Origin of the sequence: Leclercia adecarboxylata (genome assembly GCF_035787115.1) — a bacterium.
Lineage (GTDB): Bacteria > Pseudomonadota > Gammaproteobacteria > Enterobacterales > Enterobacteriaceae > Enterobacter > Enterobacter adecarboxylatus_E.
This window is the reverse complement of the sequence record NZ_JALKTL010000001.1, coordinates 73,067-94,697: the sequence shown is the minus strand read 5'-3', so window position 1 is coordinate 94,697 and position 21,631 is coordinate 73,067. Positions and strand designations below refer to the sequence as shown.

20 protein-coding genes and 2 tRNA genes are annotated in these 21,631 nt (G+C 57.6%); 14 read left to right on the top strand and 8 right to left on the bottom strand.

The features are described 5' to 3' along the window. Positions 1 to 3: 3 nt before the first annotated feature. The 5 genes from eptA to rnt all read left to right on the top strand — a co-directional run bounded on the left by eptA (position 4) and on the right by rnt (position 4,661). Complete coding sequence (gene eptA / locus MXM41_RS00480; RefSeq protein WP_325930807.1) at positions 4 to 1,632, top strand: phosphoethanolamine transferase EptA; 1,629 nt, start codon at positions 4 to 6, stop codon at positions 1,630 to 1,632. A 38-nt stretch (positions 1,633 to 1,670) separates the two neighbouring features. Then, positions 1,671 to 2,270, top strand: a complete 600-nt coding sequence (locus MXM41_RS00475) for a TetR/AcrR family transcriptional regulator (protein WP_325930806.1) — start codon at positions 1,671 to 1,673, stop codon at positions 2,268 to 2,270. A gap of 53 nt (positions 2,271 to 2,323) precedes the next feature. Next, positions 2,324 to 3,421: an alkene reductase gene (locus tag MXM41_RS00470; protein WP_325929250.1), complete on the top strand. Its 1,098-nt coding sequence runs from the start codon at positions 2,324 to 2,326 to the stop codon at positions 3,419 to 3,421. Between the two features lie 83 nt (positions 3,422 to 3,504). Then, positions 3,505 to 3,912 carry a lactoylglutathione lyase gene (gloA, locus tag MXM41_RS00465; RefSeq protein ID WP_325929249.1) on the top strand — a complete coding sequence of 136 codons (408 nt, stop codon included), beginning with the start codon at positions 3,505 to 3,507 and terminating at the stop codon, positions 3,910 to 3,912. 98 nt (positions 3,913 to 4,010) lie between these two features. Next, entirely contained in the window at positions 4,011 to 4,661 is a 651-nt protein-coding gene (gene rnt, locus MXM41_RS00460; RefSeq protein WP_325929248.1) for a ribonuclease T, read from the top strand. Positions 4,662 to 4,706: 45 nt separating this feature from the next. Here rnt and grxD read toward each other — a convergent pair whose 3' ends face one another. Continuing rightward, on the bottom strand, positions 4,707 to 5,054 hold the full coding sequence (gene grxD / locus MXM41_RS00455) for a monothiol glutaredoxin 4 (protein ID WP_032617810.1): 348 nt from the start codon (positions 5,052 to 5,054) through the stop codon (positions 4,707 to 4,709). Between the two features lie 337 nt (positions 5,055 to 5,391). On the opposite strand from grxD, the gene MXM41_RS00450 reads away from it, so the two are divergent. Both MXM41_RS00450 and sodB read left to right on the top strand, forming a co-directional pair. After that, complete coding sequence (locus tag MXM41_RS00450) at positions 5,392 to 6,213, top strand: C40 family peptidase (RefSeq protein WP_325929246.1); 822 nt, start codon at positions 5,392 to 5,394, stop codon at positions 6,211 to 6,213. A 124-nt stretch (positions 6,214 to 6,337) separates the two neighbouring features. Beyond that, complete coding sequence (gene sodB / locus MXM41_RS00445) at positions 6,338 to 6,919, top strand: superoxide dismutase [Fe] (protein ID WP_325929245.1); 582 nt, start codon at positions 6,338 to 6,340, stop codon at positions 6,917 to 6,919. A 38-nt stretch (positions 6,920 to 6,957) separates the two neighbouring features. On the opposite strand, the gene MXM41_RS00440 is transcribed toward sodB, so the two are convergent. Beyond that, positions 6,958 to 8,124, bottom strand: a complete 1,167-nt coding sequence (locus MXM41_RS00440) for an MFS transporter (protein ID WP_325929243.1) — start codon at positions 8,122 to 8,124, stop codon at positions 6,958 to 6,960. 164 nt (positions 8,125 to 8,288) lie between these two features. Next, entirely contained in the window at positions 8,289 to 8,378 is a 90-nt protein-coding gene (gene cydH, locus MXM41_RS00435) for a cytochrome bd-I accessory subunit CydH (RefSeq protein ID WP_003029209.1), read from the bottom strand. A gap of 296 nt (positions 8,379 to 8,674) precedes the next feature. Here cydH and purR point away from each other — a divergent pair, with 296 nt between their 5' ends. Continuing rightward, positions 8,675 to 9,700, top strand: coding sequence for an HTH-type transcriptional repressor PurR (gene purR / locus MXM41_RS00430; protein WP_325929242.1), 1,026 nt, complete (start codon positions 8,675 to 8,677; stop codon positions 9,698 to 9,700). 5 nt (positions 9,701 to 9,705) lie between these two features. Here the strand turns inward: purR and punR are convergent, their stop codons facing one another. Next, complete coding sequence (punR, locus tag MXM41_RS00425; protein ID WP_325929241.1) at positions 9,706 to 10,629, bottom strand: DNA-binding transcriptional activator PunR; 924 nt, start codon at positions 10,627 to 10,629, stop codon at positions 9,706 to 9,708. Between the two features lie 115 nt (positions 10,630 to 10,744). Between punR and punC the strand changes: the two genes are divergently transcribed. Beyond that, entirely contained in the window at positions 10,745 to 11,944 is a 1,200-nt protein-coding gene (punC, locus tag MXM41_RS00420) for a purine nucleoside transporter PunC (RefSeq protein WP_325929240.1), read from the top strand. A gap of 280 nt (positions 11,945 to 12,224) precedes the next feature. Continuing rightward, positions 12,225 to 13,373, top strand: coding sequence for a cyclopropane fatty acyl phospholipid synthase (cfa, locus tag MXM41_RS00415; protein WP_325929239.1), 1,149 nt, complete (start codon positions 12,225 to 12,227; stop codon positions 13,371 to 13,373). A 34-nt stretch (positions 13,374 to 13,407) separates the two neighbouring features. On the opposite strand, the gene MXM41_RS00410 is transcribed toward cfa, so the two are convergent. Further along, positions 13,408 to 14,052 carry a riboflavin synthase subunit alpha gene (locus MXM41_RS00410; RefSeq protein WP_325929238.1) on the bottom strand — a complete coding sequence of 215 codons (645 nt, stop codon included), beginning with the start codon at positions 14,050 to 14,052 and terminating at the stop codon, positions 13,408 to 13,410. A 221-nt stretch (positions 14,053 to 14,273) separates the two neighbouring features. Between MXM41_RS00410 and mdtK the strand changes: the two genes are divergently transcribed. The 4 genes from mdtK (at position 14,274) to MXM41_RS00390 (ending at position 17,722) form a co-directional block, all read left to right on the top strand. Then, positions 14,274 to 15,647: an MdtK family multidrug efflux MATE transporter gene (mdtK, locus tag MXM41_RS00405; RefSeq protein ID WP_325929237.1), complete on the top strand. Its 1,374-nt coding sequence runs from the start codon at positions 14,274 to 14,276 to the stop codon at positions 15,645 to 15,647. A 151-nt stretch (positions 15,648 to 15,798) separates the two neighbouring features. After that, a tRNA-Val gene (locus tag MXM41_RS00400) sits at positions 15,799 to 15,875 on the top strand. An 11-nt stretch (positions 15,876 to 15,886) separates the two neighbouring features. Continuing rightward, positions 15,887 to 15,963 (top strand) — tRNA-Val (locus tag MXM41_RS00395). A gap of 148 nt (positions 15,964 to 16,111) precedes the next feature. Then, positions 16,112 to 17,722, top strand: coding sequence for an FAD-NAD(P)-binding protein (locus MXM41_RS00390; protein WP_325929236.1), 1,611 nt, complete (start codon positions 16,112 to 16,114; stop codon positions 17,720 to 17,722). Here MXM41_RS00390 and MXM41_RS00385 read toward each other — a convergent pair. The 3 genes from MXM41_RS00385 to MXM41_RS00375 are packed head-to-tail and all read right to left on the bottom strand — an operon-like array spanning position 17,709 to position 21,528. Continuing rightward, complete coding sequence (locus tag MXM41_RS00385; RefSeq protein WP_325929235.1) at positions 17,709 to 19,022, bottom strand: amidase family protein; 1,314 nt, start codon at positions 19,020 to 19,022, stop codon at positions 17,709 to 17,711. The two genes, MXM41_RS00390 and MXM41_RS00385, sit on opposite strands and share 14 nt — an antisense overlap. Before the next feature lie 56 nt (positions 19,023 to 19,078). Beyond that, on the bottom strand, positions 19,079 to 20,389 hold the full coding sequence (gene hisD / locus MXM41_RS00380) for a histidinol dehydrogenase (protein WP_325929234.1): 1,311 nt from the start codon (positions 20,387 to 20,389) through the stop codon (positions 19,079 to 19,081). Continuing rightward, on the bottom strand, positions 20,389 to 21,528 hold the full coding sequence (locus MXM41_RS00375) for an ester cyclase (protein ID WP_325929233.1): 1,140 nt from the start codon (positions 21,526 to 21,528) through the stop codon (positions 20,389 to 20,391). The genes hisD and MXM41_RS00375 overlap by 1 nt, the downstream gene beginning before the upstream one ends. Positions 21,529 to 21,631: the final 103 nt, after the last annotated feature.

The window sequence follows — 21,631 nt, the reverse complement described above, 5'->3', positions numbered from 1 at the left end:
ATGATGCTGACGCTAAAAAAGTTACAGTGTAACGATGCGAAATTTACGCTGGGCTGCGCGCTCCTGTTTACGCTGTTGAACGCCCTCTTTATTCACCGCAGCTGGCAGGTGATTTCCCCGGCCCGGCTGCATGATTTTATTTTTGCCCTCACCGTGCCGCTGGTGTTGTTCTGCGGCTGGGTCATCGTCTTCAGCATTCTGAACATTCCGCTGATCCGCAAGCCGCTGCTGGTGCTGCTCACCCTTGGCTGCGCGGCGGCGACCTGGTTTATGTTTACCTACGGCGCGGTGATTGACCAGAACATGATGGTCAATGTCTTTGAGACCAACTCGCAGGAGGCTGAAGCGTTGATCACTCCCCAGCTGTTGTTGTGGCTGGCGATCGCCGGGCTGGTGCCTGCCACCGTACTGGCAATGATCCGGATTCGTCCGGGTAAGTGGTGGCAGACGCTGCTTATGCGCGTGGCGGCGATCCTCGCAAGCCTGGTGGTGATTGTTCTGGTGGCAGCAGTCTTTTATAAGGACTATGCCTCGCTGTTTCGCAATAACAAAGGCATCGTCAAGATGGTAACGCCCGCCAACTACGTCAGCGCCATCGTCAAATACAGCAAGGCACGCTGGTTCGCCGGGGATCAGACCTTAATCCGCCTCGGTGAAGACGCACGTAAAGGCCCGGTGCTGATGGCGCAGCAGAAAAAAACCGTGCTGGTACTGGTGGTAGGTGAAGCCTCCCGGGCGGACAACTACTCCCTTAACGGCTATGGTCGCGACACCAACCCTGAGCTGGAGAAGCAGAACGTAATTAACTTTCCGCAGGCCTCCCCGTGCGGGACCGAAACCGCCGTCTCCGTACCCTGCATGTTCTCAGGAATGCCGCGCAAAAAATACGATGCCGATCTGGCCCATCATCAGGAGGGGTTACTGGATGTGCTGGCCCATGCCGGGGTAAACCTGCTGTGGCGGGACAACGACGGCGGCTGTAAAGGGGCCTGTAACCGCATTCCGCACACCGACATGACGCAATGGAAGCTGGATCAGTTCTGCAGGGACAAGTCCTGTATTGATGACGTTGACCTGTATCGTCTGAACGACACCCTGGATGGCCTGAAACAGGATACGGTGCTGGTGATCCACCTGATGGGCAGCCACGGCCCGGCCTATTATCAGCGCTACCCGGCGCAGTACCGCAAATTTACCCCGACCTGCGACACTAACCAGATTCAGGACTGCGATCATCAGGCGCTGATAAACACCTATGACAACACCATTCTTTATACCGACAGCGTAGTGAGCAAGACCATCGACGCCCTGAAAGCACGCCAGGCGACCATGAATACGGCGCTGGTGTATCTCTCCGATCACGGTGAATCGCTGGGGGAAAACGGGCTCTATCTGCACGGCACGCCGTACATGCTGGCACCTGCGCAGCAGACGCATATTCCTTTTCTGTTCTGGCTGTCGCCGGACTATAAAAAGAACTTTGGCGTGGATGGACAGTGTCTGCGCCAGCAGGCAGCGAACAAGGTGGTGTCGCAGGACAACCTTTTCTCTACGGTGCTCGGGATGATGAACATCCGCACGACGGTTTATCAGCCACAAATGGATCTGCTTGCTCCCTGCCGTCGAACGTAAGACTTGCAGTAGACCGATTGGTCTACTATATTGACGGCATGAATAAGCACACTGAACACGATACACGCGACCATCTGCTGGCGACCGGCGAGCGTCTTTGCATGCACCGCGGTTTTACCGGAATGGGTCTGAGCGAGCTGCTGAAAACCGCCGATGTGCCGAAGGGGTCGTTTTACCACTACTTCCGCTCAAAGGAGGCGTTTGGCGTGGCGCTGCTGGAGCGGCACTATGCGGATTACCATCAGCGTCTGGCCAGCCATTTCGCCAGCGGTAAGGGCAATTATCGCGATCGTGTTCTGGCTTATTATCAGGAGACGCTGACCCAGTTCTGCGCGCAGGGCATTATCAGCGGCTGTCTGACGGTAAAACTCTCTGCCGAAGTGTGCGATCTCTCGGAAGATATGCGCACGGCGATGGATAAAGGGGCCACGGGCGTGATCGCTTTGCTGGCGCAGGCGCTGGCGAATGGGCGGGACGAGAAATCACTGGCCTTCACCGGCGAACCGCTCACCCAGGCTCAGGTGCTCTATTCCCTGTGGCTGGGCGCCAACCTGCAGGCCAAAATGTCCCGCAGCGCGCTGCCGCTGGAGAGCGCGCTGGATCATGTCAAAAACATCATTGCTACGCCTGGCAATTAACAGGCGTTTTTATTTCGCAAATTACTAGACGACCGGTCTACTCAGGAGCCACTATGTCAGCCGAAAAATTATTTACCCCACTTAAGGTGGGCGCGATCGAAGCACCAAACCGTGTCTTTATGGCGCCCCTTACCCGCCTGCGCAGCATTGAGCCGGGCGATATTCCGACCCCGCTGATGGGCGAATACTATCGCCAGCGCGTCAGCTCAGGCCTGATCATCTCCGAGGCCACGCAGATCTCTGCCCAGGCAAAAGGCTATGCCGGCGCGCCTGGCCTGCACAGCCCGGAACAGATCGCGGCATGGAAGAAAATTACCGACGGCGTGCATGCTGAAGAGGGTCGCATCGCGGTGCAGCTGTGGCACACCGGCCGTATCTCACACAGCAGCATCCAGCCTGAAGGCCAGGCGCCGGTTTCTGCCTCTGCCATCAACGCGGGCACCCGCACCTCCCTGCGCGATGAGAACGGCAATGCCATCCGCGTTGACACTACCACCCCACGCGCGCTGGAGCTGGACGAGATCCCGGGGATTGTGAACGATTTCCGCCAGGCCGTCGCCAACGCCCGCGAAGCCGGTTTCGATCTGGTGGAGCTGCACGGGGCTCACGGCTACCTGCTGCACCAGTTCCTGTCGCCATCCTCCAACCAGCGTACTGACCAGTACGGCGGCAGCGTTGAGAATCGCGCCCGTCTGGTGCTGGAAGTGATTGATGCCGTATCGAATGAGTGGAGCGCGGATCGCATTGGCATTCGCGTCTCGCCGATCGGCTCCTTCCAGAACGTGGACAATGGCCCGAACGAAGAGGCCGATGCGCTGTACCTGATTGAAGAACTGGCAAAACGTGGCATTGCCTGGCTGCACATGTCCGAGCCAGACTGGGCCGGTGGCGAGCCGTACACGGATGCCTTCCGTCAGAAAGTGCGCGATCGCTTCCCGGGTGTGATCATCGGCGCTGGCGCGTATACGCCGGAGAAAGCCGAAGAGTTGATCAACAAAGGATTGATTGATGCGGTGGCCTTTGGCCGCGCCTACATTGCCAATCCGGACCTGGTTGCCCGTTTGCAGCGTAAAGCCGAGCTGAACCCCCAGCGCCCGGAGAGCTTCTACGGCGGCGGCGCGGAAGGTTATACCGATTATCCGTCTTTATAATCCCTGCATTGATAGCGGCGACAATTCGCCGCTATACTAAAACATCGTTTCTGTTCAAGATGATAAAAAGCTAAGAGGATAATATGCGCCTACTTCACACCATGCTGCGCGTTGGCGATCTGCAACGTTCTATCGCGTTTTATACCAACGTGCTGGGCATGACCCTGCTGCGCACCAGCGAAAACCCGGAATACAAATACTCCCTGGCGTTTGTCGGTTACGGCCCGGAAAGCGACGAAGCGGTCATCGAGCTCACCTATAACTGGGGTGTCGATAACTACGAGCTGGGCACCGCCTATGGGCACATCGCGCTGGAAGTGGATAACGCCGCTGAAGCCTGCGAACGTATTCGCGCCAATGGCGGCAACGTAACGCGTGAAGCGGGTCCGGTTAAGGGCGGCACCACCGTTATCGCCTTCGTTGAAGATCCAGACGGTTATAAAATCGAATTGATCGAAGCCAAAGACGCCGGTCGCGGTCTGGGCAACTGATCCTGACGGGCGCACCATGCGCCCGTTGTTTTACTGCATCTCGCTGCAAAATTTGCCATAATGCGCACTGCTTTTTTTCCCCCTTGTAAGAGATCCAGATGTCCGATAACGCTCAACTTACCGGTCTGTGCGACCGTTTTCGTGGTTTTTATCCTGTCGTGATTGATGTCGAAACCGCTGGATTTAACGCCAAAACCGATGCGCTGCTGGAAATTGCCGCCATCACGTTGAAAATGGATGAACAGGGCAATTTGCTGCAGGACTCCACGCTGCACTTCCACGTCGAACCTTTTGAAGGGGCGAACCTGCAGCCTGAGGCGCTGGCGTTTAACGGCATTGATCCCCATAACCCGCTGCGCGGGGCAGTGAGTGAATATGACGCGCTGCATGCCATTTTTAAAATGGTCCGCAAGGGAATGAAAGATCAGAACTGTAATCGCGCGATCATGGTGGCGCACAATGCGACCTTCGATCACAGCTTTATGATGGCCGCCGCCGAGCGGGCGTCGCTCAAGCGTAACCCGTTCCACCCGTTTGTGACCTTCGATACGGCAGCCTTAAGCGGGCTGGCGCTGGGGCAAACCGTGCTGTCTAAAGCCTGCATTACCGCCGGCATTGATTTTGACGGCACCCAGGCGCACTCTGCCCTGTACGACACCGAACGTACGGCGGAACTGTTTTGCGAAATTGTTAACCGCTGGAAACGCCTCGGTGGCTGGCCGCTGCCGGACACCGAAAACAACGTATAAAAAAAGCGACCGCAAGGTCGCTTTTTATTTACCGCACGCGGAGCATTACTCGGCGCCAGGCTCTTCAGATTTGTATTTCGCAGCCGTCTCTTTGATCAACTGTTGCAGCTCGCCGCGTTGATACATCTCAATCAGGATGTCGCAACCGCCAACCAGTTCTCCGTCAACCCACAGTTGCGGGAAGGTCGGCCAGTTCGCGTATTTTGGCAGCTCAGCGCGGATATCCGGGTTCTGCAGAATATCAACGTAAGCAAAACGTTCGCCACAGGCTGACAGCGCCTGAACCGCCTGCGCGGAGAAACCACAGCTTGGCAGTTTCGGAGAACCCTTCATGTACAGCAGGATCGGGTTTTCAGCAATTTGCTGCTGAATTTTTTCAATAGTAGTGCTCATGTCTTGCTTCCTTTAACTTCTGTTACGGCAATCGTCTGACATTGTAGCGTTTCAGGCCGACTACGGAAAATAACATTTTCGTCACGTATGTAATTTTACCGCGCCCGACGTAAAGTTGCATTGTAAAACTAACTTATCGCAATATTCCCTGCAGCTTTGTTCAGCGAATGTACAATGCACTCCATTGAAATTCTGATTTTTTGCACTCGTTAACGAAACACAGTTTTAGATGCAAAAAGTTTATTAACGTTGGGGCTTTTTATAGATTAGAATCGACAAGTTTTGTAAATCATACGCAGCTCTATTTAATAACCTGCGATTACCAGGGGAATGCCCAGTGGCGCGAATAAATACATTCTCGATCACCCTCTGTGCTTTGCTTTTTTCATCTCTCACCTTCACGCCGGTGGCAAACGCCTCAGAGCAGGCGCGGCCTTCTGCCGCCCATAAAACGCATCTGGCGAAAGCAACCGAACCTAAGAAAAAAAGCAGCACCAGCAAAACCGCAAAAAAAGAGAGCACCAGTAAAAAAAGCACCACCAGTAAAAAGAGCAGCAAAAAAAGCAGCCTCGCTAAAACACAGCCAGTCACCTCCAGCAAAAAAAGCAAAAATTCCTCCCGCAGCGCGCCCCGTACCACACAAACCGCCTCCCGCGCTGTGACAGAAAAATGCACCACCCGTAAAGGGCGTAAAGCGCAGTGCGTCAAAACCAGCAAGCCCACCACCCTTGCCGACGCGCATAAAGTCCGGGTGCAAAAAGCGCAAAAAACGGCGTTGAATAAGCTGATGGGCCAGATCGGTAAACCCTATCGCTGGGGCGGATCCTCACCGCGTACCGGCTTCGACTGCAGCGGACTGGTCTATTACGCCTATAAAGATCTGGTTAAATTCCGCATTCCGCGTACTGCCAACGAAATGTACCACCTGCGTGACGCCTCGCCGGTTGAGCGCGGCGAGCTTGAAAGCGGCGATCTGGTGTTCTTCCGTACCCGTGGTCGGGGTACTGCCGATCACGTTGGCGTCTACGTCGGCAACGGCAAATTTATTCAGTCGCCACGCACCGGCCAGGATATTCAGATCACCTCTCTGAGCGAAGACTACTGGCAGCGCCATTACGTCGGCGCACGCCGGGTGATGAAGCCCAGCAACCTGCGTTAATCTTCTCTGCCCCGCTGGCTAACCGGCGGGGTAAGTTCCTCTTTTGCATAGCCTTTCAATTTGCTACCCTACCCTTACATTCAATATGGTTATTGAATGGATCACTATAATAAGGAGAGAAGCAATGTCGTTTGAATTACCTGCATTACCATATGCAAAAGACGCCCTGGCCCCGCATATCTCTGCGGAGACCCTGGAATACCATTACGGCAAACACCACCAGACTTACGTTAACAATCTGAATAACCTGATCGCCGGTACGGCATTTGAGGGAAAATCCCTGGAAGAGATCGTGCGCAGTTCTGACGGCGGCGTGTTTAATAATGCCGCTCAGGTGTGGAACCACACCTTCTACTGGCACTGCCTGGCGCCAGATGCAGGTGGCGAACCGACGGGTGAGCTGGCTGCGGCCATCACTGCCGCGTTTGGCAGCTTTGCCGACTTTAAAGCGGCGTTTACCGACGCGGCGGTGAAGAACTTTGGCGCAGGCTGGACCTGGCTTGTGAAAGAGGCGGACGGTAAACTGGCTATCGTCTCCACCTCCAATGCGGGCACGCCGTTGACCAGCCACGCCACCCCGCTGCTGACGGTCGATGTATGGGAACACGCCTACTACATCGATTACCGCAATGCGCGCCCGAACTACCTTGAGCACTTCTGGGCACTGGTTAACTGGGAATTTGTAGCGAAGAACTTCGCGGCGTAACGAAAAAAGCAGAAGGCCTGGCCTTCTGCTTTTTTGTTTTATTCGGTAGCGCAGACCGGTTCAGGTTGTTTTCTGTCCGCAGTCAGCACCAGCAGCAGCCCCAGCGCCGCAATGATGGCACCCATCACCGGCACAAAGCTGTAACCCAGCCCGCCAGAGATCACCGCCCCACCGGCTGCAGCCCCCAGTGCATTGCCCAGGTTGAATGCTCCAATATTGACGGAAGAGGATAACCCTGGCGCGTCGCTGGCCACGCGCATCACCCGCATCTGCAGCGGTGGCACCACCGCAAAGGTCGCCATTCCCCATACCACCATCGCAACAGCCGCCCCCACTTCGTTACGCGCCAGCCAGGGGATCGCCAGCATGATCACGATGAGCAGCAGTAAAAAGCCTTTCAGGGTGCCGCTCACGGAGCGATCTGCCAGCTTGCCGCCCAGGAAGTTGCCAAGCGAAAAACCGACGCCAATCAACACCAGCATCGCAGTGACAAAGGCCGGGGTCGCCTGGTTGATGTCATGCAACACCGGCGCGATATAGGTGTAGAGGGTGAACATCGCCCCGGCACCGAGAACGGTAGTCAACAAGGCCGAGAGCACCTGCGGGCGCATCAGCACCGCCAGCTCTTTACGCACCTCCGGTTTTGCTCCCGCGCCACCTGCCGGCAGGGAGAGGAACAGCGCGACCATCGAGACCACGCCCAGCAGCGCCGTCGCCAGGAATGACATGCGCCAGCCGATCGCTTCGCCCATCCAGGTGGCAGCAGGAACGCCGCCGATATTGGCGATGGTCAGCCCCATAAACATGGTTGCCACGGCGCTGGCCTGCTTATGCTTTGGCACCACGCTGGCGGCAACCACCGACCCGAGACCAAAGAAGGCGCCGTGGTTCAGGCTGGTCAGAATGCGCGACAGCATCAGGGTGGTGTAATCCGGAGAGAGCGCCGACAGGACGTTGCCGAGGGTAAAGATCGCCATCAGGAAGATCAGCGCATTCCGGCGACCGCGGTGCGACAGCAGCAGGGTCATCAGCGGCGCACCCACCATCACACCGATGGCGTAGGCGCTGATTAGCATGCCTGCAGCGGGAATAGAAACATCCACACCCCGGGCAATAACCGGTAACAGCCCCATCGGAGAAAACTCAGTAGTGCCAATACCAAAAGCACCGATGGCCAGGGCCAGCAGCGGAAAATTGATTCTCATACTTCAACTCCAGACACCGTGTCGTCAGGCGACACAGAACAATGATGGCGAAAGCATGACATCAATCACAAAAAATGAGAAGTTAACAATTCGGCAAAAGATTTTTGCCGCAAGCGTAACAATGAGAGAAGGGAGATGAGGGAGCGCGCGCTCCCTCGCGGGGATCAGTGCAGCGCAGCAGTCAGACCGCCAGCAACGATCAGACCCAGAACAATAATGGTGGTAACCAGCGAAAACTTAAGATCGGTACTCATCAATTTTTCTCCTTTTAATCACCCCATGAAGAGTGAGCTTGCTCATTTTTGCACAGTTAAGGGTAAAAATCTTGCTGGATTTAGATTGATATCCATTTTTACTCTTCCCCTTTTGGTCAAGATCAGACAAAATTCCACGCTAAATTTATTAGCGTACCGGCCATTGACCCCCTCCTGACGTCCTGTGTCGTTTTCCCGGCGTACCGCAATGCAAATTGCGCAAATAGGGCGAGTGAAGGCAAACGTTTACCTATTGGTTTTTCAGGAGCTTAAGATATGGTCTGGAGTGACATCTGATGGCAACAATTAAAGACGTGGCGAAACGCGCAAACGTTTCCACTACAACCGTATCACATGTTATTAACAAAACCCGCTTCGTAGCGGAAGAGACGCGTAACAACGTCTGGGCGGCCATTAAAGAGCTGCACTACTCACCGAGCGCGGTGGCCCGTAGTCTGAAGGTGAATCACACCAAGTCGATCGGACTGCTGGCGACCAGCAGCGAAGCCCCTTACTTCGCAGAAATTATCGAAGCGGTAGAAAAAAACTGCTTCCAGAAAGGCTACACCCTGATCCTCGGCAATGCCTGGAACAGCCTGGAAAAACAGCGGGCCTATCTGTCGATGATGGCGCAAAAGCGCGTCGACGGCCTGCTGGTGATGTGCTCTGAATACCCGGAGTCCCTGCTGACGATGCTGGAAGAGTATCGCAACATCCCGATGGTGGTGATGGACTGGGGCGAAGCGAAAGCCGACTTCACCGACTCGGTGATCGATAACGCCTTTGAAGGCGGCTATATGGCCGGACGTTATCTGATTGAACGCGGTCATCGTGACATTGGCGTCATCCCCGGGGCGCTGGAGCGCAATACCGGCGCCGGTCGCCTGGCCGGTTTTATGAAAGCGATGGAAGAAGCGTTGATCACGGTGCCGGAAAACTGGATCGTGCAGGGCGACTTTGAGCCTGAATCCGGCTATCGCGCCATGCAGCAGATCCTCTCCCAGACGCCGCGTCCGACCGCTATTTTCTGCGGCGGCGACGTGATGGCGATGGGCGCCCTGTGTGCCGCCGACGAAATGGGGCTGCGCGTCCCGCAGGACGTTTCGCTGATAGGGTATGACAACGTGCGTAACGCCCGTTTCTTCACCCCGGCGCTGACGACCATCCACCAGCCAAAAGATTCGCTGGGGGAGACCGCCTTCAACATGCTGCTGGATCGTATCGTCAATAAACGCGAAGAGTCGCAGTCCATTGAAGTGCATCCGCGGCTGATCGAACGCCGCTCCGTCGCCGATGGCCCGTTCCGCGACTACCGCCGTTGATCCGCTCAGGGAGCCAGCACCTCTGGCTCCCGCAGCCACTCTCTGTTCATCGTTTCACTGTCCCCCAGATAATCCAGCAGCCACGCCAGCGCAGGTGATATGTCGTTTTGTTGCCAGGTAAGACAGCAGGCCGCATCCGGAAACGGATTCTCGAGCGTCAGCTCTACCCAGTCACCGCGGTCTATCCACGGACGGGCAAAATGGACCGGCACCATCCCCACGCATAATCCGGCCGAGAGGCAGGTCGCCGACGATTCCCAGTCCGGCGTAACAACCCGCCGCTGGTTATCCAGCAGCCAGGTGATGCGTTTTGGCAGCGAGCGGGAGGTGTCCTCCCGCACCAGCGACGGCCAAGTGCGCAAGGTGTCATCGCTGAGCGGCCCGGGGAGCGCAGCCAGCGGATGATGGCTTGCCACTACGCAGACCCAGCTCAGCATACCCATATCGCGAAAGGCATAGCGCCCTCCCACCGGTATCGCCTGGGTGGCGCCGATCGCCATCTCTACCCTGCCGTCCGCCAGCGCATCCCATACGCCATTAAAGACCTCCTGGGAGACCCGCAGCTCAACGTCTGAGAAATGGCGGTAAAAGTCGACAATCATCTGCCGGGTGCGCTCAGGGCGAACGATGTTATCTACCGCAATGGAGATGTGCCCGCGCCAGCCGTTGGCGATCTGCTGGCACTGCTCGCGGGTGATCTGCATTTTTTTGATAACAGAGCGCCCCTCCTTCAAAAACCACATCCCGGCCGGGGTCAGCACCACGTCACGGTGGCGCCGCTCAAACAGCGGCACAGCCAGCCACTCCTCAAGCTGACGCACCGTGTAACTGACAGCCGAAGGCACGCGGTGCAGCTCCTGCGCCGCACCGCTAAAACTACCGTTACGCGAGACGGCATCCACTACTTCAAGGGAATATTCTGACCACATTTTCTGCCTGCAAAAAATTTGAATGCAACCGCCAAATATTAGCGTTTCACAAGCGGGTTTGCACTGCCTACACTCACCGGCTATTCAAACCTGCACCCACAAGGACAATAAGACAATGAAACCCGGGAAAGGATTTTTAGTCTGGCTCGGCGGCTTAAGCGTGCTGGGCTTTCTCGCCACCGATATGTATCTGCCTGCGTTCTCCATCATGCAGGACGATCTGCAAACTCCGGCCGCCGCCATCAGCGCCAGCCTGAGCCTGTTTCTGGCCGGCTTTGCTTTTGCACAGCTGCTGTGGGGACCGATGTCCGACCGCTTCGGGCGTAAGCCGGTTCTGCTGGCTGGCTTAGCCATTTTCGCGCTCGGCTGTCTGGGCATGCTGTGGGTGCGCGACGCCACCTGGCTGCTGGTGCTGCGCTTTATCCAGGCGGTAGGTGTGTGCGCCGCGGCGGTGACCTGGCAGGCGCTGGTGACGGATTACTACCCGGCGACGCGAACCAACCGCATTTTCGCCACCATTATGCCGCTGGTTGGACTCTCCCCCGCCCTGGCGCCGCTGCTCGGCAGCTGGATCCTCGCCCACTTCAGCTGGCAGGCTATTTTTGCGGTACTGTTTGCCATCACCCTGGTGCTGATGCTCCCGGCCTTTTTCCTTAAACCGGCGGCGATAAAAAAAGAGGCGCAGCCAACCTCGCGCGTCACCTTTTTAACCCTGCTTCACTCCCGCATTTACCGCGGCAATGTGCTGATTTACGCCGCCTGTTCTGCCAGCTTCTTTGCCTGGCTGACCGGCTCGCCATTTATCCTCAGCGACATGGGTTATAGCCCGGCGGTTATCGGCCTGAGCTACGTCCCGCAGACTATCGCCTTCCTTATTGGGGGGTACGGTTGCCGCGCCGCCCTGCAAAAATGGCAGGGTTACCAGATGCTGCCGTGGCTGCTTGGCCTGTTTGCCGCCAGCGTGATCGGCACCTGGGCGGTCGGGTTTATCCCGGGCGTGAAGCTGGCGGAACTGCTGGTGCCCTTCTGCCTGATGGCGGTAGCGAACGGCGGGATCTACCCTATCGTGGTAGCACAGGCGCTGCGCCCCTTCCCGCAGGCGACCGGCAGCGCGGCCGCGTTGCAGAACACGCTCCAGCTGGGCCTCTGCTTCCTCGCCAGCCTGCTGGTCTCCTGGCTGATTGCCACCCCGCTGCTGACCACCACCAGCGTGATGGTGGCAACCGTCGCCCTCGCAGCCCTGGGCTACCGGATGCAGTATGTTCCTGCCCGTCAGCAGCACGACAGCATGCAGGCAGAGACCACACGCGCCTGATTGCGTAACTGCTTAGGGTGCTAACGATTTTCTGTTGAAGCCCCCGTTTATCAGGCCTATACTTATCAGCGCATTCTGATAAATACGACAATTATTAAGTATTAACGGGAGCCGGAATGCTCCCGTTTTAGCATGGATAGCCTTTCGGCAAGGGTTATCTCCCTTCCTCTGTTCTACGTCGGATACTAGCCTCGCGGGTTACACCGTGAGATTTCTCACAAACCATAAAGAGCGTCTACGCTGTTTAAGGGTTCTGATCACATCATGTGGTGGAGAAGCTATGAGTTCATCGTGTCTGGAAGAAGTCAGCGTTCGCAAAGATAACTGGTACCGGATAATCAATGAAATGCTGAGCCGCGCGGGTATTACCATCAACGGCCCGGCATCCTTCGATTTGCAGGTCAAACACCCCGATTTTTTTAAACGCGTCCTGCAGGAAGGGTCCCTGGGACTTGGCGAAAGCTATATGGACGGCTGGTGGGAGTGCGAGCGCCTGGATATTTTTTTCAATAACGTCCTGAGGGCGGGCCTGGAACAGCAACTGCCCAGCCACCTGAAGGATACCCTGCGTATTGCCACTGCCCGCCTGTTCAACCTGCAAAGTAAAAAGCGCGCCTGGATTGTCGGCAAAGAGCATTACGATCTTGGTAACGACCTGTTCACCCGCATGCTCGACCCGGCCATGCAGTACTCCTGCGGATACTGGAAAGAGGCGACCAGCCTTGAGCAGGCCCAGCAGGATAAATTGCGCCTGATCTGCGAAAAACTGCAGCTGCAACCCGGCATGAAGGTGCTGGACATCGGCTGCGGCTGGGGCGGTCTGGCGGAATTCATGGCGCAGCACTACGGTGTTAGCGTGGTGGGGGTCACCATTTCAGCGGAACAGCAACGCATGGCGCAGGAACGCTGCGCCGGTCTGGATGTCACCATCCTGTTGCAGGATTACCGCGATCTGGATGACCAGTTCGATCGCATTGTCTCGGTGGGGATGTTCGAACATGTGGGGCCGAAAAACTACCAGACCTATTTTGAGGTGGTGGATCGCAACCTGAAGCCGGATGGTCTGTTCCTTCTGCATACCATTGGCTCGAGAAAGACCGACCATCGTGTCGATCCCTGGATAGATAAGTACATCTTTCCGAATGGCTGTTTACCCTCAGTTCGCCAGATTGCAAATGCCAGCGAATCTCATTTTGTGATGGAGGACTGGCATAATTTTGGCGCTGATTACGATACCACGCTGATGGCATGGCATGAGCGCTTCCTTGCAAGCTGGCCGGAGATCGCTGACAACTATTCAGAACGATTTAAACGGATGTTCAGCTACTATCTGAATGCCTGTGCCGGTGCGTTTCGCGCCCGTGATATCCAGCTGTGGCAGGTGGTATTCAGCCGCGGCGTGGAACATGGCCTGCGGGTTGCCCGCTAAAAAAAATACCCCGGCAAGCCGGGGTATTTTTTTATCAGGCGTCGTTAAGCGTCTGCTGGATAGCCGCGGCCTCTTTTGCCGCCAGTACGCGTTCGACGGTATCGACTACCGCCTGGGTTTGCGGATCGATTTCGATATTCACCCGATGGCCCAGTTTTTTGCTGCCGAGCGTCGTGCGCTGTAACGTTTCCGGGATAAGGTGTACGCAGAACCGGGTTGGGGTCACTTCACCGACGGTCAGGCTAATACCATCCACGCCAATAAAGCCTTTATAAAGGATGTATTTCATTAATGCCGGATCCTGAACCTTGAACCAGATTTGACGGTTATTTTCCGAAGTCAGGATTTTCGCGATTTCCGCGGTGGTCATAATATGGCCCGACATTAAATGTCCGCCAATTTCGTCGCTAAATTTCGCGGCGCGCTCTACGTTAACAATATCACCCTCAACCAGATCGCCCAGATTGGTGATACGTAGCGTCTCTTTCATTAAATCGAAGCTGATTAAGTTACCGTTAATTTCGGTTACCGTCAGACAACAGCCGTTGTGTGCCACCGATGCCCCGGTCTCCAGCCCGTCCAGCATCTCATCCGGCAGGGCCACGACATGGGTGCGGAAGTTGGGTTTTTCATCAATGGACACCAGTTTCGCGGTGCCCTGCACAATACCAGTAAACATGCTTACAACTCCTGTTTGTTCCTTCGGTGTTGACACCGTTTAATCCCACCACAATAACAGCTGGAAATAGAGGTTGCCAGTACCCCCCTTTTCTGGCGATTTTTTCACTAGATAATTAGCTTATCCCCGCTACAATAGCTGGACTTCCCCGCATCTTCTTCTTGCTGCGTTTCGCAGCGGCTTTTTTTCTTTCGAATAACAACAATATCAAAGGTGTTCACGTGCAGAAGTACATGAATGAAGCGCGTCAGTTATTAGCTCTGGCAATGCCGGTGATACTCGCGCAGATCGCCCAGACGGCAATGGGATTTGTTGATACCGTGATGGCGGGCGGCTACAGCGCCACCGACATGGCCGCGGTGGCTATCGGCACCTCTATCTGGCTACCGGCTATCCTCTTTGGCCACGGCCTGCTGCTGGCGTTAACGCCGGTGATTGCCCAGCTGAACGGCTCCGGGCGGCGGGAGCGTATCGCCCACCAGATCCGTCAGGGATTCTGGCTTGCCGGTCTGGTATCGGTGCTGATCATGCTGGTGCTGTGGAACGCGGGCTATATTATTCACGCCATGCGCAATATTGATCCGTCCCTGGCGGATAAAGCCGTCGGCTATTTACGCGCTCTGCTGTGGGGTACGCCGGGATATTTATTCTTCCAGGTGGCGCGTAATCAGTGTGAAGGTCTGGCAAAGACCAAGCCGGGCATGGTAATGGGTTTTATCGGCCTGCTGGTCAATATTCCGGTCAACTACATCTTTATTTATGGCCATTTCGGTATGCCTGAACTGGGCGGTGTCGGCTGCGGCGTCGCTACGGCGGCGGTCTACTGGGTCATGTTCTTCGGCATGATCTCGTATGTGAAGCGCGCCCGTTCCATGCGTGACATCCGCAACGACGCGGGTTTCAGCAAGCCGGACATGGAGGTAGTTAAACGTCTGGTGCAGCTGGGCCTGCCCATTGCCCTGGCGCTGTTCTTTGAGGTAACGCTGTTCGCCGTGGTGGCCCTGCTGGTTTCCCCGCTGGGGATTGTGGATGTGGCCGGTCACCAGATCGCCCTGAACTTCAGCTCGCTGATGTTCGTTCTGCCGCTGTCGCTTGCGGCCTCGGTGACCATACGCGTCGGTTATCGCCTGGGCCAGGGCTCCACCCTGGAAGCGCAAATTGCCGCCCGCACCGGCATTGGCGTGGGAGTGTGTATGGCCGTCTGTACCGCGCTGTTCACCGTCGCGCTGCGCGAGCAGATCGCCCTGCTCTACAACGACAACCCGGCAGTGGTGCTGTTAGCCTCGCAGCTGATGCTGCTGGCAGCGATATATCAGATCTCCGACTCCATTCAGGTGATCGGCAGCGGGGTGCTGCGCGGCTATAAAGATACGCGATCGATCTTCTTTATTACCTTTATCGCCTACTGGGTGCTGGGTCTGCCGAGCGGTTATATCCTCGCCCTCACCGATCTGGTGGTGGATCGCATGGGTCCGGCCGGTTTCTGGATGGGCTTTATCATCGGCCTGACCTCCGCCGCCGTGATGATGATGCTGCGTATGCGTTTTTTACAGCGCCAGCCATCCAGCGTTATTTTGCAACGCGCCGCACGTTAATCACCCGCCAGCCGCCTGCGGGCGGCTACTTTCTCTTCATTTTGCGCGGGAATAGAGCAATCGCGTGAAATCTGAAAGAAATTTGCGGTTTGCCTCTTGCCTCGTGCGGCCACTGCCGCTAATATCCGTCCCCGTTGTCACACACAACAATGCGTTCATAGCTCAGTTGGTTAGAGCACCACCTTGACATGGTGGGGGTCGTTGGTTCGAGTCCAATTGAACGCACCATTCTCTACAGTGCGTCCGTAGCTCAGTTGGTTAGAGCACCACCTTGACATGGTGGGGGTCGGTGGTTCGAGTCCACTCGGACGCACCATTTCAGTCCTGAAATGGTGCAACTCCTCTTCTTCTCTGATTTATCGCTTCCAGCTTCGTTTCTAAGTTGCTCATCAACCGTTTTCTACCACACTTATCCTGCATGGCTTTTATCCCATGGATTCGGTAAAACATAGCAGGTGGACACAATGAAAAAGATTGCCATTGTTGGAGCAGGCCCCACGGGGATCTATACCCTCTTCTCTCTTCTGAAACAGAATACGCCGCTCTGTGTCACCGTCTATGAGCAGGCCGAAGAGGCAGGCGTCGGGATGCCCTACAGCGATGAAGATAACTCGCGCATGATGCTGGCTAACATCGCCAGCATTGAGATCCCGCCCCTGTTCCAGACCTATCTTGAGTGGCTGCGCGCGCAGAGCGAAGCGCATCTGGCGCGCTACGGCGTGCAAAAATCGGCCCTGCACGACCGACAGTTCCTTCCGCGTATTCTGCTGGGCCAGTATTTCCGCGATCGGTTTCAGGCGGTCGTCACGCAGGCGAGAAAACAGGGCTTCGAGGTCAACGTGCTGGAGTCCTGTCAGGTCACCGATTTGCAGGCCAGCGCCGAAGGCGTGAGCATCTGGAGCGGCGGCAAACCCACCCCGGAACATTTTGAGCTGGCCGTTATCGCCACCGGCCACGTCTGGCCAGACGAAGACACTTCCCCGCGCGACTTCTTCCCGAGCCCCTGGTCCGGGTTGATGGAGGCCAGCATCGCTGCGGGCAAGGTGGGCATCATGGGCACCTCTCTGAGCGGCCTGGACGCGGCAATGGCGGTCGCCGCGCAGCACGGTACATTCATTGAGACCGATGACGAACAGATCCGCTTCCGGCTGGATGAGAAGAGCGAGGCGCTGAAGATTGTGCTGATGTCCCGCTCGGGTATTCTGCCCGAAGCCGACTTTTACTGCCCTATCCCCTATGAACCCTTAAGCCTGGTCACCGATCGGGCCATCGAGGCGGCGATCCAGCAGGGCAGCGAGGGCCTGCTGGATCGGGTGTTTCGCCTGATGGTTGAGGAGCTGAAGCAGGCCGACCCGCAGTGGAGCAAGGCGATAGCCTTAGAGACCCTGACCCCCGACACGATTCGCGAGGCCTGGTTTGCCGACAGACGACAACATGGCCCGTTCCGCTGGGCGGTCTCCAATCTGGATGAAGTGGAACGCAACAAGCGGGACAGGCGTACGGTACCCTGGCGCTATACGGTGCTGCGGCTGCACGAGGCCGTTGAGAAGGTTGTCCCGCACCTTGATGACAACGACCGGGAACGCTTTAAAACGGGGCTGGCGCGGGTGTTCATCGACAACTATGCGGCGATCCCCTCCCGGTCGATCCGCAGGCTGCTGGCCCTGCGTGAGGCGGGCATCATCAGCATTGAGGCGCTGGGGGACGATTATGAAATGACAGCAGACGGTAACCGGACGGTGATTGATGCCGACGGGCAACGCTGGATTTTCGATACCTTTATCGACGCCCGGGGACAGAAACCACTCAAAACCAAAGACCTGCCGTTCCCTTCCCTGCGTGAACAGCTGGTCTCTGCTGGCGAGGAGATCCCCGACGTCGGCGACGATTACACCCTGCTGGCGCCGGACTACCTGCGCGGGCGCATCGCCTTCGGTGCACTGCCGTATCTGATGCACGATCGCCCCTTCGTTCAGGGTCTGGTGGCGTGCGCCGAGATCGGCGAGGCGATGGCGAAAGCCGCCGCCCAGCCCGCCTCACGTGTGCGCAGACGGCTGGCGTTTACGGCCGAGTAAAGGCGTTTTCGCAGGCGGCGGCCAGCGCCAGCAGTGGCGCTTCATCCGCCGCTGGCGAGAGGATCTCCAGCCCCACGGGAAAGCCGCTCCGCGTTCTGCCGCAGGGCAGCGTAATGGCGGCGAAACCGCTGATGGCCGCAAGCTCAGGCGCGCATCCGGGCGGCATTTTCTCCAGGCTGTCCGGGATCCGGCTCACCGTCGGGTAGAGAAAACCGTCGATACGCTCGTGCTCCGCTCGTTGCGCCAGAGCCTGACGCAGCCGACGCCGCAGCTGCCGTCCGGCGAGCCATGCCGGGGTTTTCAGCGTGTCGCAGGCGAGCATTTGCGTCAGCAGCGGTAAAAACTCCGGCAAAAATTGCCCGGAGGCCACAATGGCTCGCAGATCCCTGGGGGCGCCAGGATGCTGTTTTAACCAGGCGTCAAATCCCACCCGAAACTCGCACAGGCTCAGGCATGTCGCCACCTCAATTTCGCCCAGGATCGGCAGGTCGATCTCCACCAGCGTGGCGCCGCTGCGCGCAAGCCGCGAAAGAGCGGCCTGCCAGACCTCCCCCTGCTGCGGATCCTGTCCTTCGAGAGCGCCTATCACCCCCAGATGTACCCCTTGCAGGCTGCGCGACTCAAGGGCTGCGGGCGACTGGCCCTGGATAATCGCATGCAGCAGGGCCGCATCCTGCACGCTGTGCACCATCGGCCCCACCGTGTCTTTGCTGAGGGAGAGCGGCGCGATGCCCTCCATCTGCGCCCTGCGCACCCCCGGTCTTAACCCCACCAGCCCGGTATAGCTGCACGGGATACGGATCGAGCCGCCGGTGTCGGTGCCCAGCGCCCCCTCCGCCATGCCGGCCGCCACTGCAGCAGCGCTGCCCCCGCTGGAGCCGCCGGCCGTGATCGCCGGAAACTGCGGGTGAAGCACGTCGCCGCCAAGGGAGCTGCGGGAGCGGACGTCAAAGGCAAATTCAGACATATTGGCCCGGGCGAGGATAATGGCCCCGGCAGCCCGCAGACGGCGTACCACCAGCGCGTCGCCTGCGGGTCGAAGCGCGGCCAGCGCCTGACATCCGGCCGTTAACGGCAGCCCGGCGCAGGCGATGTTATCTTTTAGGATCAGGGGCACGCCGTGCAGGGGCCCCAGCAGCTGGCCACGCCGCCGCAGCCTCTGGCACGCCTGCGCCTCGGCCAACGCGCCCGGGTTTATCCCGAGAATGGCGTTCAGCTGCGCCTGCGCGTCAATTATCGCCAGCCGTCGGGCTATCTCTTCTGGCGCATCCTCAGGTGGGATCAGCCGCATGTTTTGCATAGCGTTCTCTTAAGGTTATGCCGGAGGCCAGAATCGCGTCTGACCTCCCGTCGCGGTTAGTCGCGCAACCCGGAGGTGATGGCGTCGAGCGCCTCCGGACGCAGACGGATCTCCGCGGCACGGCGGTGCCCCTGCATCCCCTCGGTGCGGCTCTGGCGAATCGCCGGTTCCGCAATCGCCGCAATGCCCTGCTCATCGATCCACTGGTGGGTGCAGATCTTGACGTAGGCCCCCACCCACAGCCCGCCGGTATAGCGTGCCGCCGCCATGGTTGGCAGGGTATGGTTAGTGCCGCAACATTTGTCCGAGAACACCACGCTGGCGTTCTGGCCGATAAACAGCGAACCGTAATTGCGGATCTTCGCCGCCGTGCCGTGCGGATCGCGGGTATGCACCTGCAGATGCTCGGTCGCCATGTAATCGGCGAAAGCAATCAGCTGCGCTTCGCTGTCGCAAACGACGATCTCCCCCTGACGACGCCAGGCCTCACCCGCCGTCGCGGCGGTCGGGAGCGTCCTCAGCTGACGATCAATTTCTGCCAGGGTTCCTTCGGCAATCGCCCGGCTGGTGGTTGCCAGCCCGACGCGGGTGTGCACATCATGTTCGGCCTGAGCCAGCAGATCGGCGGCAATAATGCGCGCGTCGGCACTGTCGTCGGCGATGGTGAAAATCTCGCTCGGCCCCGCCAGGGCGTCAATCCCCACTTTACCGAACACCTGACGCTTGGCCTCGTTCACAAAGGCGTTGCCCGGTCCGACAATTTTATCCACTGCCGGCACGCTTTCGGTGCCCCAGGCCATCGCCGCCACAGCCTGGGCGCCGCCGATCTTAAAAATACGATGCGCCCCGGCCAGGTGGCAGACCGCAATCATCGACGGGTGCGCCGCCGGTGGCAGGCAGGCGATGATCTGTTCGCATCCGGCAACCGTTGCAGGCACGATGGACATCACCGGCGCGGAGAGGATGGGGTAACGGCCCCCTGGCACGTAGCAGCCCACCGTCTGCACCGGGATTATACGATGCCCCAGATGGACGCCAGGCAGTGTTTCCACCTCCAGCGGCTGCATGGTGGCGAGCTGGGCCTCAGCAAAGCGCCTCACCTGAGCGATGGCAAACTCGCTGTCGCGGCGGGTCTGAGGATCCATCTCGCGCAGTGCGGTTTCGATCTCCTCAGCAGTCACTTCGAACTGCACGGGCACGACCTTATCAAACTGCTGCGAGAAGGCTCTCAGGGCCGCATCGCCCTCGCCCTTTACGCGCGCGATAATGGCGCTGACCGTGTCGGTTAACGACCTGTCGGCCTGCGCATCCTGCCCCTGTGGACGCTTGATCCAGCTCACCTGGTCAACGATTGACTCTACAGACATTATGCTTCCTCCATTTGACCCAGTTTGATTTGTGCCAGCAGTGCCAGGTGATCGTATATCACCCACTCGTCGACAATTTTGCCGTTAATAATGTGGTAGTGAGACATGCCCATCACAAACAGACGCTTGCCTGTCGGTTTACCCAGCTCGCCGTAGCCCAGGTGGTGCCCCTCGATGATCCAGCGAATCGCCACCTTAGTGCCGCCTTCGTCGCACGGATTGGAGCAGATATGCTGCGGCAGCCAGGCGCCATCGGGGATCATGCCGATCAGGGCCAGAGTCTGGTGGGTCACTGACGCCGTGCCGTACAGCTCTTTCATCAGCGGTCCGTGCCACTGAACGTTTGGCGCGTAAACCTCTTTGATCTTGCCGAGCATCCGGCGGTTATAGATTTCGTGCATCCAGCGCAGGCACTGCTCTTCGGTGTCGGTATGGGCGATGGAGACGTCGCAGACCATCTCCGGCGGATACTGCCCCAGCATGCGGCCGTTTTCACCGATGTCGGTGACGCGAAAGCCCTTGTCGAACTGCTCCTTCGCCATATTGAAGGCAATTTCGTCGGTATTCAGCCCCAGCTGCTTCATCAGGGACATGTTGTCGCTCACCACCCACTCGCGATAGATTTTATTCTCGTGGATCATGCAGTCGGCCACGGTGCGGGTAACAAAGGTGCGGTTAGTCGGTTTACCCAGATGGCTGAACTGGGTATGGCGTCCGCTGCCGGTTACCAGGTGCGAGGTATAAAAACCGTCGACGTCGTTACCGTTCCAGATCACCTGGGTCGCCATGCCGCGACGCTCCGGGAAGGCCACCAGGCGTTGCAGGGTATCCTGCACCACCTGCTCGCGGGTATAGAGGGTGCCCAGCGCGTTATATAACACGCAGTTGTGCGTATAGTGGGTATAAATTAATCCCACGTCGCGCTCGTCCCATATTTTATGAGTACAGCGAACAATATAATCGACAATATCGGTATAACACTCATCGAACCCGCGTAATGATTGCGCACGCGGACGTTTTTCCGGCACTAAATCAATAAAGTCGCGACGCTCAACCTGTAATACCGGCTCATCACGGGTGGGTTTGCTGTTTTTTTCAGGTACGGCTGGAGCTTTATTCGTTGCTTCGGTTGAAGACATGTGACCTCCTGCTTCTTTTTTCAGACAATACGATCCCGCACCCGGAATGGATGGAGAATGGCGCCGCAATATTTATTGCGGCGGATTTAAAAACGTTTAATTA

Bases quoted from the DNA above. Each gene is read 5' to 3' on its own strand.
- sodB (WP_325929245.1), top strand. From the start codon at position 6,338: ATGTCGTTTGAATTACCTGCATTACCATATGCAAAAGACGCCCTGGCC.
- punC (WP_325929240.1), top strand. From the start codon at position 10,745: ATGAAACCCGGGAAAGGATTTTTAGTCTGGCTCGGCGGCTTAAGCGTG.
- rnt (WP_325929248.1), top strand. From the start codon at position 4,011: ATGTCCGATAACGCTCAACTTACCGGTCTGTGCGACCGTTTTCGTGGT.
- hisD (WP_325929234.1), bottom strand. From the start codon at position 20,389: ATGTCTGTAGAGTCAATCGTTGACCAGGTGAGCTGGATCAAGCGTCCA.
- MXM41_RS00375 (WP_325929233.1), bottom strand. From the start codon at position 21,528: ATGTCTTCAACCGAAGCAACGAATAAAGCTCCAGCCGTACCTGAAAAA.
- purR (WP_325929242.1), top strand. From the start codon at position 8,675: ATGGCAACAATTAAAGACGTGGCGAAACGCGCAAACGTTTCCACTACA.
- MXM41_RS00475 (WP_325930806.1), top strand. From the start codon at position 1,671: ATGAATAAGCACACTGAACACGATACACGCGACCATCTGCTGGCGACC.
- MXM41_RS00410 (WP_325929238.1), bottom strand. From the start codon at position 14,052: ATGTTTACTGGTATTGTGCAGGGCACCGCGAAACTGGTGTCCATTGAT.
- cydH (WP_003029209.1), bottom strand. From the start codon at position 8,378: ATGAGTACCGATCTTAAGTTTTCGCTGGTTACCACCATTATTGTTCTG.
- gloA (WP_325929249.1), top strand. From the start codon at position 3,505: ATGCGCCTACTTCACACCATGCTGCGCGTTGGCGATCTGCAACGTTCT.
- punR (WP_325929241.1), bottom strand. From the start codon at position 10,629: ATGTGGTCAGAATATTCCCTTGAAGTAGTGGATGCCGTCTCGCGTAAC.
- grxD (WP_032617810.1), bottom strand. From the start codon at position 5,054: ATGAGCACTACTATTGAAAAAATTCAGCAGCAAATTGCTGAAAACCCG.
- MXM41_RS00385 (WP_325929235.1), bottom strand. From the start codon at position 19,022: ATGCAAAACATGCGGCTGATCCCACCTGAGGATGCGCCAGAAGAGATA.
- MXM41_RS00440 (WP_325929243.1), bottom strand. From the start codon at position 8,124: ATGAGAATCAATTTTCCGCTGCTGGCCCTGGCCATCGGTGCTTTTGGT.
- MXM41_RS00390 (WP_325929236.1), top strand. From the start codon at position 16,112: ATGAAAAAGATTGCCATTGTTGGAGCAGGCCCCACGGGGATCTATACC.
- cfa (WP_325929239.1), top strand. From the start codon at position 12,225: ATGAGTTCATCGTGTCTGGAAGAAGTCAGCGTTCGCAAAGATAACTGG.
- MXM41_RS00470 (WP_325929250.1), top strand. From the start codon at position 2,324: ATGTCAGCCGAAAAATTATTTACCCCACTTAAGGTGGGCGCGATCGAA.
- eptA (WP_325930807.1), top strand. From the start codon at position 4: ATGCTGACGCTAAAAAAGTTACAGTGTAACGATGCGAAATTTACGCTG.